Below are 13,743 nucleotides of genomic sequence, written 5' to 3' on the forward strand. Positions count from 1 at the left end.
CTTTAATTACCTCCATTAAGGACACTTTTAATAGAGTTGAACTTGCCATTAATACGTTCAACAAGGGCCTGGTAATAAATTTGATTCTCAGCTAATTCTGTCATCTCTTTATCAAGGTCCACACTATTGCCATTATGATTATAAGTTACTCCATTTTTTTGCTTAATCTGAATCTCTAATCCCGTTCGTCCAAAAGGGATATGTTTTTCGTTAGTAAGTTTTGCTTGGAAGTTATGTTGAGCATGTTCTAATTGTTTTTTAAATGACACATCCTTAGCTTTGTAATTAGGTGTATCAACATTAGCTAAGTTCTGCGCAATGACCTTATTTTTAACTGAAGAGTATCTCAAGCCACTTTCTAAGTTCTGAATGGTATCACTAAATAACTTCACTAAAACACCTCTTTCCATATGTATCCAAGATTCCACAAAATATCTAACGTTTTTACAATATAGTTACATTTTTATGTTTACATTATTACATAAATCGAGTCTTAATGATACAGTTTAATGTGAATTTTTATGAATTTTGTCGAACACTAAACCCCTTGCGCCCCAAGGCATGAAAAAAGGGCCAGGTCTTTTGACCCAGCCCTATTTTTAACCAATTTTTGGCTTATTATTTTATACTATGTTTTTCTAATTCAAGCAAAAACTTATCATTAAGGACTTTAATGTAAGTACCTTTCATTCCTAATGAACGTGATTCAATAACACCAGCACTCTCTAATTTACGAAGAGCGTTTACAATAACCGATCGAGTGATTCCTACACGGTCAGCTATTTTACTTGCTACTAGAAGGCCTTCCTGGCCATCTAATTCTTCAAATATATGCTCAATCGCTTCAAGCTCACTGTAAGATAATGAGTTAATTGCCATTTGTACAACCGCTTTACTACGTGCTTCTTCTTCAATCTCTTCAGATTTCTGGTGTAGAATTTCCATTCCTACGACAGTTGCTGCATACTCAGCTAATAAAAGGTCATCCTCTTCAAACGAATCCTCTAGGCGACTTAAAATAAGTGTTCCTAAACGCTCACCACCACCAATGATTGGTACAAGTGTAGTTAAACCTTTAGCAAACAAATCTTTGTTCTCGACGGGAAATGCTGTATAGCTACTGTCAATATCCAGGTTTGCAGTCGTTTCATTAATGTTAAATAGTTGCTGAGTATACTCATCAGGAAAACGACGATCTTCTAACATTTGTTTCATTCGCTCATTTTCAATTTCTTGATTGATTGCGAACCCTAATAATTTACCTTTACGGCTTAACACAAAAACGTTCGCTGAAATAACATCACGCATCGTCGCTGACATGTCATTAAAGTTCACAGCGTTCCCTTTAGTTTTTTGAAGCATTGCGTTAATCACTCTAGTTTTTTCTAATAAATTCATAATGTTTCCTCCTAAAAATTTTATAATATAAACTGAGACAAGTCTCTATTTTTAACAATTTTAGATAGTTTGTCATCTACATATTTAGCTGTTATTTCTACCTTCTCCATGTTAATATCTGGAGCTTCAAAAGATAAATCCTCAAGTAGCTTTTCCATAATCGTGTGAAGTCTTCTAGCACCAATATTATCTGTATCTTGGTTAACTTCATATGCAACTTCAGCGATACGTTTTATGGCTTCTTCTTTGAACTCAAGTTGAATACCTTCAGTTTCTAAAAGCGCAGTATATTGCTTAATAATCGCATTAGAAGGCTCAGTTAAAATATTAATGAAGTCTTCAATCATTAATTTGTTTAACTCTACTCTAATTGGAAATCTACCTTGTAATTCGGGTATCAAATCAGAGGGTTTTGCCATATGAAACGCACCTGCTGAGATAAATAGCATGTGATCGGTTTTAACAGCTCCGTATTTTGTCACCACTGTTGATCCTTCTACGATAGGTAAAATATCGCGCTGTACACCTTCACGAGATACATTAGCATGTCCTTCATCTTTGCCGCACACTTTATCAATCTCATCTATAAAGATGATGCCCGATTGTTCAGCTTGTTCGATGGCAACTTGATGAATATCATCCATGTCAATCATTTTTTCCGCTTCAATTTGAGTTAATACTTCTCTTGCTTCATTAACTGGTAAACGTCTTTTCTTTTTCTTTTTGGGCATGAATTGGTTAAAAGCATCTTGCATATTCATTCCCATTTGTTCAATACCCGAACCCTGAAGCATATCAAACATTGACGATTGCTGTTCTTCTACTTCTATTGTAACCATTTGATCTTCAAGTTCACCTAACTCCAACTGTCTTTCAACTTGTTGTCGTTGCTGTTTTATATCTGCCTCTTCATTGTCAGCTTGATGAGATGATTCTTGATCAGGGTTATTAAACAACATCTCAAATGGGTTCTTCATTTGGTTATTCTTCTTTTTAGATGGTACAAGCAGCTCAACTAAACGCTTGTTAGCCATTTGTCTAGCCTCATCTTGAATATCGAGCATTTTCTCTTCTTTCACCATTCGAACACTCGTATCTACTAAGTCACGTACCATGGATTCAACGTCTCGTCCTACATAACCTACTTCTGTAAATTTAGTCGCTTCCACTTTCACAAATGGCGCACCTACAAGTTTTGCTAAACGACGCGCTAGTTCAGTTTTACCCACACCAGTTGGACCAATCATTAAAATGTTTTTCGGGACAATTTCATCACGAATATCCGGTAACATTTGCATTCTACGATATCTATTTCTTAACGCAACTGCTAAAGCTTTCTTCGCATCTTGTTGGCCAATCACATATTGATCAAGCTTTTCCACTAATTGACGTGGGGTTGCTTTTGTGCTCATTCGCTACTCTCCTTTTTCATCTAATGTTTCGACTACTATTTGATCGTTTGTAAACACACAAATCTCACTAGCTATTTCTAAAGCAGCTCTAGCAATATCTTCTGCAGACTGGTCTTGGCTATATCGTTTTAATGCACGTCCTGCACTTAAGGCGTAATGACCACCAGAACCAATTGCTAAAATTTGATCATCTGGCTCAATGACTTCCCCAGTTCCAGAAACTAATAATATTGTATCTTCATTCATGACAATTAACATTGCTTCTAACTTACGCAGAACCTTATCGCTTCGCCATTCTTTTGCTAGTTCCACAGCAGCTCGAGTTAGGTTTCCATTATACTTCTCTAAATAAGATTCAAATTTCTCAAATAGCGTAAATGCATCTGCTACAGAACCAGCAAAACCTGCTAAAACCTTTCCATTAAAGAGCTTTCTAACTTTACGCGCTTTGTGCTTCATAACTACTTGGTTTCCAAATGTTACTTGACCATCACCACTCATAGCTGCTTTACCTTTATGTAAACAAGCAAATATTGTTGTTGCATGAAATTGTTGTTCCACGTTATCTCTCTCCTATTTTATGATCTTGGGTGAGCATTTTTATATACATTTTGTAAATAGTCTTTAGTGACATGTGTATAGACTTGTGTGGATGATAAGCTTTCATGCCCAAGCATCTCTTGTACTGTTCTTAGATCAGCGCCTTCATTCAATAAATGCGTTGCAAATGTATGTCTCAACTTATGTGGATGAATCGTTGATGTTAAAGAAGCACGCTTAATCATTTCATTAAGGATATACCTAACCCCTCTTTCGGTTAGTGGTTTACCACGATTATTCAAAAACACATTGTCGGTGTCATCAGAGTTTTTAGCTAAGAGGTCTTTGCGTCCATCATCTAAATACATTATTAATGCATGTTGAGCAAATGACCCGAAAGGAACGTATCTTTCTTTATTCCCTTTACCGTGGATTAATATCGTATTAATAGAAAAATCTATGTCATTTTTATGAATTTTGACTAATTCTCCAACACGTATACCTGTTGCATAGAACAATTCTATGATTGCTTGATTACGTTGACCAATAGGAGTCCTTAAATCCTCCACCTCAAATAACTTAACTAACTCTTCCTCATAGAAAAATTCAGGTAAATTCTTTTGAGCTTTTGGCATAACAACATGATTAAAAGGGTTAGAAGTTACAACACCCTCTTGTTCTAAATAACGGTAATATGATCTTAAACTAGACAACTTACGTGATACCGTGCGTCTAGTTAGCTCCTGTTTATATAAATCCGTTAAATAAATTCTAATATGAGAGTATCGCACATCTTCTACATGATTTACTAATTCTTTGTTAAGAAATAAATAAAACTGTTTAATGTCGTCAATATAACTTTTTATGGTTAAAGGAGAGGCATTTTTCTCAACTTTTAAGAAGTTTTCAAAAGCTAGAATGTTTTTTTCGTCCGTCATAATTTCTCTCCTTTCCAAAACGATTAAATTTTATCAAACTTTTCAAAGTATTACAACAATTTTCTACTATTCATTTTAAAATAATACTTTACATCCCACCAATCGCATATTTTATAGGAAGGAGAATTGTGAGTCAATTTAAACATCTCGATTACAAACATCTTTCACATTTCAGATACAAAATATTCAATTTATTGAAATTTTGCCGTTAAAAGGAAAAAGGATAGCGAAATTTTCGCTACCCTTACTTCATTTAACAATACAAAAATTATTGTTGTTCAGTTTCTTTGTAATCACATTCAGTACAAACAATTTGCGTGCTTTTCTTCTTCTTCTTCTCAACTAATAGAGATTGACACTTAGGACAAGGCCTTTCAATCGGTTTATCCCAAGATACGAAATCACACTCAGGAAATTGATCGCAGCCATAAAACGTTCTACGTTTTTTGCTTTTACGTTCTACAACGTTACCTTCTTTACACTTAGGGCACTTCACACCAATTTCCTTTAGAATTGGTTTAGTGTTTCGGCAATCTGGAAAGTTAGAGCAAGCTAAAAATTTTCCATACCTACCCATCTTGTACACCATCTCGTGTCCACACTTTTCACATGTTACACCTGCTGGTTCATCGCGTACTTCAACTTGTTCAATCTCTTTTTCCGCTTTTTCTAATCGTTTTTTGAAATCTTCATAGAACACGGAGATAATCTCTCGCCATTCTTTCGATCCCTCTTCAATATTATCTAGATCTCTTTCCATTTTAACAGTAAATTCTACGTCAATTATTTCAGGAAAGTATTCTTTTAATAGCTCTATTACAATTTCACCTAATTCAGTTGGTACAAAACGTTTATTATCTAGTGCAACATACCCTCTTCTTTGAATCGTATCAAGAGTTGGAGCGTAAGTTGATGGTCGTCCGATCCCCTTCTCTTCTAGAGTTTTAACCAACCTTGCTTCTGTATACCTTGGAGGTGGCTGAGTGAAATGTTGACCAGGCTTAATCTCGTCAGCTTCAACTATGTCTCCTTCTTTTAGAGGAGGTAGAATTTTATTATCTTCCTTTTTCTGATCATCTGTCCCCTCAACATAAAGCTTCATAAAACCTTTAAACTTAACTTGTGACCCAGATGCTCGAAATTCAACATTATTATTCCATAAATGAGCTGTTACAGTATCTAAAACAGCTGGTGCCATCTGACTGGCCATAAAGCGTTCCCAAATTAGCTTATATAACCTATACTGGTCTCTAGATAGCTTGTCTTTTATAGTTGATGGAGCACGCTTTGGAGTAGTAGGTCGAATTGCTTCGTGAGCATCTTGCGCGCCTTCAGAGTTTTTAGCTTTTCGACTAGCACCTAGGAACTCTTTACCGTATTGTTCTCCAATCCATTCTCTAGCATCTTTTTTTGCTGTTTCTGAGATACGAGTTGAATCGGTTCTCATGTAAGTAATTAAACCCGTTGTACCTTCACGGCCACCAAGGTTAATACCTTCATATAATTGTTGAGCAACCATCATTGTCTTCTTGGCTCTAAAGTTCAGTTTACGATAAGCTTCTTGTTGTAATGAAGAAGTTGTAAAAGGTAATGATGGGTTACGTTTTCTTTCACGTTTATTAACTTTTTTGACTTCAAAGTTTTTTCCATCTAATTTATTAAAAATTTGATCTACATCATCTTTAGAACTTAATTCTTGCTTTTCACCATTCACACCATAAAATTTAGCTTCAAAATTCTTTTTGCCCTTATGGAATGATCCAGTAATTGACCAATATTCTTCAGGCTCAAAGTCCTTAATTTCATTTTCTCGGTCAATAATCATTTTAACTGCAACAGACTGAACACGACCTGCACTTAGTCCCTTTTTAACTTTCTTCCATAATAAAGGACTAATATTATACCCAACTAATCGGTCCAAAACGCGTCTAGCTTGTTGTGCGTTAACTAAATCCATATTTATATCTCTAGGGTGTTTAAATGATGCTTTAACCGCATCCTTAGTAATCTCATTAAATACAACACGACAAGGTTCACCTTTTTCAACCTTTAAGGCATGTGCTAAGTGCCATGCAATAGCTTCCCCTTCACGATCGGGGTCGGCTGCAAGATAGACCTTTTTAGCTTTTTTAGCAGCTTTTTTTAAATCATTTAAAACTGGTCCTTTACCACGAATCGTTATGTAACGTGGCTCGAAATTATTATCAACATCTACACCTGTTTGACTTTTGGGTAAATCAATCACATGTCCCATTGAAGCTTTTACGCTGTATTTTTTTCCTAGATATCGTTCAATTGTTTTGGCTTTTGCTGGAGATTCTACAATTACTAAATAATCTGACATGTACCTAATCCTCCTACGAGGTAATTTGCGTTAAATTAAATCTGTTTCATTATTAAATAAATCTATATCATTTGTCAAACATCAATTTTCGACAAATATACTTTTTTTACAAACATTCGTCAAGTAAAAGAGAAGCGTTTTCATAAATCCAGTGTACCAATTCTTCAGGTTTTACAAGTGGTGTCGCACCTTCCTGAATTAATTTCAAGCACCCTTGAGCTTGCTTTAAAAAGATCGAATCAGGTACCGCGAAAACTTCTTTTCCTTGCTCTAAAGCTTGATCGGCAGTAATCATCGTACCACTTCGTTCAGCAGCTTCTATAATTAAAGTTGCCGAAGATAGACCACTTATAATCCTGTTACGTTCAGGGAAATGCCACCGCTGAGGACGTACATTTGGAGGGTATTCAGATAGTAATAATCCATCTCTCGAAATTTGTTGAAAAAAATTAATATGTTCCTTTGGATATATATGATTAAATCCGAATCCTAAAACGGCAATGGTTGGTCCATTATGTGTTAATGCATATTTGTGAGCCATACTATCAATTCCATAAGCTAACCCACTTACTATAGTGACATTTAGCTTTACTAAAGGCTTGAGGAATAGGTTTACTTTTAATTGTGCATATTGAGAAGGATACCTACTGCCAATAACAGAAATTTTAAAGGAATTCAGTAGAGATGGGTTACCTTTCCAATATAAACATAGTGGAGGATCGGGGATTTTAGATAACGATTCAGGATAATCTTTGTCAAATAAGGTTATTGGATTCCATAGTTCGTAAGATGCATATTGTTCCTTGATACTTTTAGATGTGTTTAAATATTCATGTAGCAAATTAGCTTGTTTCTGGGAAAGTTTAAAAATATGTTGAAGGTCTTTTGAGGAATAGAAATGAATTTGCTCTAATTCAGGATCACGCTTTAAATATAGTTGAATTTTTTGACGTGATAAACCGTAAAATTGAGATAAATAAAACAATTTGAACGATGGAGCGAACTTCAATTGGCATTCACCTCTATTAAATTTTTTATATGATTTCATTTAAAAATCCCCCGAATTCATAAAAATAAATTCGGGGAATGTTATTAATTAATGAGTTTTTGTTTTGTCAATAAGGTCGTTTTCTTTCAATACTTCAATCATTGTCTGACCCATTACAGCTGGTGTTTCTGCAACTTTAATGCCGCACTCTCTCATAATGCGCTGCTTCTCTTCTGCAGTACCTTTACCACCAGAAATGATAGCTCCAGCGTGTCCCATACGTTTTCCAGGAGGAGCTGTAGCACCACCGATAAAGCCAACAACTGGTTTTGTCATATTTTCTTTAATCCACTCAGCTGCTTCTTCTTCAGCTGTACCACCGATCTCACCAATCATCATAACTGCGTGAGTTTCTGGGTCTTCGTTGAATGCTTTAAGTACATCGATGAAGTTAGTTCCGTTTACAGGGTCTCCACCAATACCAACTGCTGTTGATTGGCCGAAACCTTCCTCAGATAACTGGTGAACCGCTTCATAAGTAAGGGTACCAGAACGAGATACAACACCAATGTGACCTTTCTTATGGATGTAACCAGGCATAATTCCAATTTTACATTCGTCTGGCGTAATAACACCTGGGCAGTTAGGTCCTACTAAGCGTGTTTTCTTACCTTCCATATAACGCTTAACTTTAACCATATCTAAAACTGGAATATGTTCAGTAATACAGATGACAAGATCCATCTCCGCATCTACTGCTTCCATAATCGCATCTGCTGCAAATGGAGCAGGAACATAAATAACTGATGCATTAGCGCCAGTCGCATCTACTGCATCTTGTACTGTGTTATAAACAGGTACACCTTCTACTTCTGTACCACCTTTTTTAGGAGTAACACCAGCGACAATGTTAGTGCCATAATCAAGCATTTGTCTTGTATGGAATTTAGCTGTTCCACCAGTGATACCTTGTACTAATACTTTAGTATCTTTATTAATATAAACGCTCATTTTCGCCCGTCCTTTCTTATTTTACTAATGATACAATCTTCTCAGCTGCATCTTGCATAGATTCTGCAGATGTAATATTTAGACCAGATTCATCTAAAATTTTCTTACCTAATTCAACGTTTGTACCTTCTAAACGTACAACAAGAGGAATTTCTAAACCAATTTGTTTAGTAGCTTCTACAACACCTTCAGCGATTACATCACACTTCATAATTCCACCGAAAATGTTAACTAAAATTCCTTCTACGTTATCATCAGATAAGATGATTTTAAACGCTTCTGTAACTTTTTCAGCCGTTGCACCGCCACCAACGTCTAAGAAGTTCGCTGGTTCACCACCAGAATGCTTGATGATGTCCATAGTAGCCATTGCAAGACCAGCACCGTTAACCATACAACCAATGTTACCGTCTAACGCAACATAGCTTAGGTCATATTTAGATGCTTCAATTTCTTTCTCATCTTCTTCATCTAAATCACGGTACTCAATAATATCTTTTTGACGGAATAAAGCGTTATCGTCGAAGTTAAGTTTTGCATCAAGCGCCATTACTTCACCGTCACCAGTTGTTACTAGTGGGTTAATTTCAGCGATTGAACAATCTTTTTCAACGAATACTTGGTAAAGACTCATCATGAATTTAACTGCTTTTCCTAATAATTCATCAGGGATATTAATGTTGAAAGCTAATCTTCTAGCTTGGAAAGGCGTTAGACCTGTTACAGGGTCAACAACTTCTTTGAAGATTTTTTCTGGTGTTTCTGCAGCCACTTCTTCGATTTCAGTTCCACCTTCTTCAGAACCCATCATAACGACACGTGAAGTAGCACGATCTAATACGACACCAATGTAGTATTCTTTTTGAATGTCGCAACCTTCTTCGATAAGTAAACGTTTAACCTCTTTACCTTCTGGACCTGTTTGGTGTGTCACTAACGTCTTGCCTAAGATGTCATCCGCATGTTCGCGAACTTCATCTAAGTTTTTAGCGATTTTTACACCACCAGCTTTACCACGGCCACCTGCGTGGATTTGTGCTTTAACAACTGTAACATCTGAACCTAATTCTTCAGCTGCTTGTACTGCTTCATCAACAGAGAAAGCAACCTTGCTATTAGGAACAGCTACATTGTACTTGCGGAAAATTTCTTTCGCTTGGTACTCATGAATGTTCATGATCCATCCTCCCATCAATCTGTAACTACAAATTATATAATAATGGTTATGTTAAAACCACACCGTTTTTATTATACATAAAATTCGTCATATACAAAAGAAACTAGACATATAAAGTCGAATTTAATCAATTTTTTTATCTGTTTGGTAAATAAAAGCGAAAACTTCAGCTACAATTTTGTACAAATCTTCTGGAATCGTTTCATTAATATTTATTTCATCTAATAGATTTACTAATGTCTCATCCTCATAAACCGGCACATTCGATTCATTTGCTCGTTCTAAAATTTCACTTGCTACTAATCCCTGTCCTTTAGCTACTACTTTTGGTGCATCATCTTGTTGTTCATCATATTTTAATGCGAACGCTTTTTGTCTTTTATTCATACGCGGTAATCCACCCCTGATTCAATAGGCATTTCCAAAGGTTTAATGGACTTAATTTCTCTTTCGTAAAGATCCTTAAATGAGACATGAACAGTATCATATCCTTGGTGTTCTAATTTTTCTATTAAACTTGGTATAAGTGTCTCAGTTAGCTTCTTTAATTGATTTGGTTGTTCATGAAATATAATTAAATCAATATACTTTTTTTGGACATGCAAATCCATCACTGTTTCTTTTAATTTCGGTAAGTCCAAGTAAAAAATGACACGACAATGTTGAGGTGAAAGCTTACCATCTTTTTGTTTATACCCCTCAAATTCCATAAATAAATCTTGATTTAAACCTAAAGTTTCCTTAGGTAGCTGAGCTGTAAACGTCATAAAATCTCTTGTTAATTCATGGTTTGACAAATGCATAGAGTTAAGTACTTGGTTTAATTGTTGTATAGGTTCACTCATTGTTGTTTGGTTAGTTTGAGATTGTACAACATTCAATAATGATTGAATCGTAGGATAATCTTGATTTGGCATACGCTCAGCTTGTGTTAATTGAAAGAACGATTTAAGTTTACTACTCAACTGCATACTCTGCTCTTGAGTCATAAGGGAAGCTAAAGCTTTGAAAAATGCAAGAGCTCTATTTTCTTGAGGAGCTAACTGTTGTTGAATTGTATTTGTAGTTTGGATAAGTTTCGCTACGATGTCTTCACTTGATAAATTCATAGGTAATGGCTGTTGATTCGTTGGATTAGAAAAATTTAATGTAACTTTACCTTCTTGAGCATAGTTCGTCCAGTGTTTTGTCCATTGTTCGAAACTTGTTTGATTCGTTATCACTCCAATTTTTTTAAATAACTGAAATAAAGCCATTGACCCACTGCTAACTTCTTTTAATGCTTGAAATGCAATGGATTCTTGGAATTGTTGTGAACTAATAGGTTGTGATTGTAATATTGAAAGTCTTTGACTTAATTGAAACACTTCTTCTGTAACTGGCATGTTTGTTATTGAACTTTGCAAATTGGTAACTGTCTGTGAAATTGATACTGGTTGATTCACTCGTTGATGTACAGCCTGGAATGTTTCTTGATTTAGAGGTAAATTTTGCTTAATCATGGTATGAATGACTTGGTTTTGATTAGGAATTTGTTGTTTCATCAGTTGGACTAATGATGTAAGTTGATTAGGTCTAATAGGTAACTGTTCCTTAAGTAATTGAGCAAGTTGTAGCTGAATGTTTCGAGAAACTTTTTCATTGTTTGCTCTTAATAATTGTTGTGCTGCATCCATATAAGACCTTACTTCTTGATTTTGAATAACTTTTAATTCAATAGAAGGTTGAGTTCCTTTTACTTGCATTAAATAATGTTTATTTGCTTCTAAAGAAGCATCCAATTGTGCAACTAATTGATGGCCTGATAAAGAAACAGCAGCCTTATTACCTGGATAAAACTTAGTAATCTTACCGGTAATAAGCTGCCCTTCTTTTAACGTAAGCACATTAGATAAACGCTGGGTTTGGTTTATTGAAGAAATCGTTTTATCAATTGATTTCATCTAATAATCACCTACTTATGTATATTGACGAACAGGCTGAAAAGAACGACGATGATGTGTTGTCACTCCATATTTCTTAAGAGCTTCTAGATGTGCTTTAGTACCATATCCTACATTGCTTTCAAACTGGTACATTGGATATTCCGCACCAATTTCCTTCATAATCCGATCTCGCTCAACTTTTGCAATGATACTAGCTGCTGCAATACTTATACTCTTAGAATCTCCCTTTATAATCGATTCTTGAGGGATTTTAATTTGTTCGAGTCTCATTGCATCTAATAATAGGTAGTCCGGTTGCTCATTTAACCCTTCTACAGAGCGTTGCATCGCTATTTTTGTCGCTTGATAGATATTATAATAATCTATTTCATTTGCATTAGCTTGACCAAGGCTTACAGAAATCGCTTGATCCATTATAATCTCGTAAAATTCTTCTCTTTTCAGTTGAGACAAGGCTTTAGAATCATTTATTCCCGGTAAATAAAAATCATGAGGAAGAATCACAGCTGCTGTAACTACTGGTCCGGCTAAAGGGCCTCTTCCTACTTCATCTACTCCAGCTATTAAACGATAACCTTCCTGATATAAGCCTGTTTCAAACTCAGACATTCGAATAAATTGAGCGTGTAATTCAGCTTCTTTCTCTTTTTCCTTATAATAACGATTTAGAAGTTGCTTAACACCTTTGCGCTCATCTTGTTTAATCGTTTCTAACCATTCCTGTGAAAATGATTTATTAGTTAATTTTTCTTTAATTACAGCAATCGTCTCTTGGTCTTTCACAATATCCCCCACTATATAGTTTATCGGTTAATTTATTCATATTTAAAGCGTTATTCTACGAGGTCGAATGTAATACCACCTAGCTTACCATTCCTTAAATCTTGAATAATAACATCAGAAGTCTTCTCATAATCCACTACACCACCGGAAGCTAGACAACCTCTTTTCTTACCAATCGTATCAAACCATACAACAACATCTTCTTCATCTAAATCTAGTTGATATCGATCCTCTAGAACATTCGGATAATGTTCTTTCATAAATTTTAAAACATAAACAGCAATATCATCCAGATGCAGAATTTGATCTTTGATGGACCCGACTGCAGCTAATTTATATCCCACTTCTTGATCTTCAAACTTTGGCCATAGAATTCCAGGCGTATCTAGTAATTCAAACTCACCTTGGATTTTAATCCATTGTTGTTGTTTGGTGACCCCTGGCTTATCTCCTGTTTGGGCACGTTTTTTGTTGGCTAGTCGATTAATGAGTGTTGATTTTCCAACATTAGGTATTCCTAAGATCATTGCACGAATGGATCGCGGATTAATTCCTTTTTCTTTACGTTTATCGTTAATGGATTGACCCATTTGTTTTGAGACTTTTATTAGTGCTTGAATATCACTTTTTTGACTAACATCGATTGCTAATGCTTCATGGCCTTGCGCTTTAAAATGTTCAACCCACTCGCTTGTACGTTTAGGGTCAGCTAAGTCCTTTTTCATAAGCACGATTAATTTCTGTTTGTTGCCTAAAACTTCATGTAGCATAGGATTTTGAGATGATTGTGGAGCTCTTGCATCTACTAACTCAATGAAGTAATCAACTAATTTTAGCTTTTCTTGTACTTCGCGTTTAGCCTTCGCCATATGACCTGGGAACCATTGAATGGTCATTGTTGTCACCTCTCTTAATAAATTTATTTATGTACAATTACGCTTTCCTGTGGCTACGGTCTCAACTTCACGAAAAGTTTCTGTGAATCGTTTCGCGGGATTTTCGACTCGTGCTTAATCCATAAGGAGTCGCCGCCTTTGCTCTTCCTGAGTACCCAACTTCTTGTATTTCATAATAATAGTGGTTCTAAGTCAAATGTTGGGGTGAGCATACGCTCACTCCTAATTTAATTGATACGAACCTTTAAATTCTTATATTGATGATGCAATAACACCTTTAATCTAAAACGATCAAACCGTTTAAAGCCAA

General features: G+C 35.4%; 13 protein-coding genes. All 13 read right to left on the bottom strand.

Annotation, left to right across the window (positions count from 1 at the left end):
* Positions 1 to 2 precede the first annotated feature (2 nt).
* The 13 genes from flgB to ylqF all read right to left on the bottom strand — a co-directional run bounded on the left by flgB (position 3) and on the right by ylqF (position 13,433).
* Positions 3 to 392, bottom strand: a complete 390-nt coding sequence (flgB, locus tag ACTWQB_RS06865) for a flagellar basal body rod protein FlgB (protein ID WP_443138445.1) — start codon at positions 390 to 392, stop codon at positions 3 to 5.
* 226 nt (positions 393 to 618) lie between these two features.
* On the bottom strand, positions 619 to 1,398 hold the full coding sequence (codY, locus tag ACTWQB_RS06870) for a GTP-sensing pleiotropic transcriptional regulator CodY (protein ID WP_443138446.1): 780 nt from the start codon (positions 1,396 to 1,398) through the stop codon (positions 619 to 621).
* A gap of 20 nt (positions 1,399 to 1,418) precedes the next feature.
* Complete coding sequence (gene hslU, locus ACTWQB_RS06875; protein ID WP_443138447.1) at positions 1,419 to 2,810, bottom strand: ATP-dependent protease ATPase subunit HslU; 1,392 nt, start codon at positions 2,808 to 2,810, stop codon at positions 1,419 to 1,421.
* Between the two features lie 3 nt (positions 2,811 to 2,813).
* Entirely contained in the window at positions 2,814 to 3,371 is a 558-nt protein-coding gene (gene hslV, locus ACTWQB_RS06880; protein ID WP_443138448.1) for an ATP-dependent protease subunit HslV, read from the bottom strand.
* Between the two features lie 17 nt (positions 3,372 to 3,388).
* On the bottom strand, positions 3,389 to 4,288 hold the full coding sequence (gene xerC, locus ACTWQB_RS06885) for a tyrosine recombinase XerC (RefSeq protein WP_443138449.1): 900 nt from the start codon (positions 4,286 to 4,288) through the stop codon (positions 3,389 to 3,391).
* 268 nt (positions 4,289 to 4,556) lie between these two features.
* Positions 4,557 to 6,632 (bottom strand): type I DNA topoisomerase, encoded by a 2,076-nt coding sequence (gene topA, locus ACTWQB_RS06890; protein ID WP_443138450.1) that lies wholly within the window; start codon positions 6,630 to 6,632, stop codon positions 4,557 to 4,559.
* A gap of 106 nt (positions 6,633 to 6,738) precedes the next feature.
* Complete coding sequence (gene dprA, locus ACTWQB_RS06895) at positions 6,739 to 7,680, bottom strand: DNA-processing protein DprA (RefSeq protein ID WP_443138451.1); 942 nt, start codon at positions 7,678 to 7,680, stop codon at positions 6,739 to 6,741.
* Positions 7,681 to 7,728: 48 nt separating this feature from the next.
* Positions 7,729 to 8,631 (bottom strand): succinate--CoA ligase subunit alpha, encoded by a 903-nt coding sequence (gene sucD / locus ACTWQB_RS06900; protein WP_443138452.1) that lies wholly within the window; start codon positions 8,629 to 8,631, stop codon positions 7,729 to 7,731.
* Positions 8,632 to 8,647: 16 nt separating this feature from the next.
* A complete protein-coding gene (gene sucC, locus ACTWQB_RS06905) occupies positions 8,648 to 9,808 on the bottom strand; it encodes an ADP-forming succinate--CoA ligase subunit beta (RefSeq protein ID WP_443138453.1) in 1,161 nt (386 codons plus the stop codon).
* 123 nt (positions 9,809 to 9,931) lie between these two features.
* Positions 9,932 to 10,195, bottom strand: a complete 264-nt coding sequence (locus ACTWQB_RS06910) for an EscU/YscU/HrcU family type III secretion system export apparatus switch protein (RefSeq protein WP_443138454.1) — start codon at positions 10,193 to 10,195, stop codon at positions 9,932 to 9,934.
* A complete protein-coding gene (locus ACTWQB_RS06915) occupies positions 10,192 to 11,751 on the bottom strand; it encodes a hypothetical protein (RefSeq protein ID WP_443138455.1) in 1,560 nt (519 codons plus the stop codon). The genes ACTWQB_RS06910 and ACTWQB_RS06915 overlap by 4 nt, the downstream gene beginning before the upstream one ends.
* A gap of 15 nt (positions 11,752 to 11,766) precedes the next feature.
* Complete coding sequence (locus ACTWQB_RS06920; RefSeq protein ID WP_443138456.1) at positions 11,767 to 12,537, bottom strand: ribonuclease HII; 771 nt, start codon at positions 12,535 to 12,537, stop codon at positions 11,767 to 11,769.
* A gap of 50 nt (positions 12,538 to 12,587) precedes the next feature.
* The gene (gene ylqF / locus ACTWQB_RS06925) at positions 12,588 to 13,433 is read right to left on the bottom strand and encodes a ribosome biogenesis GTPase YlqF (protein WP_443138457.1); all 846 of its coding nucleotides are present in this window, start codon (positions 13,431 to 13,433) and stop codon (positions 12,588 to 12,590) included.
* Positions 13,434 to 13,743: the final 310 nt, after the last annotated feature.

The sequence above is a fragment of the Piscibacillus sp. B03 genome, from assembly GCF_052246295.1.
Lineage (GTDB): Bacteria > Bacillota > Bacilli > Bacillales > Alkalibacillaceae > Piscibacillus.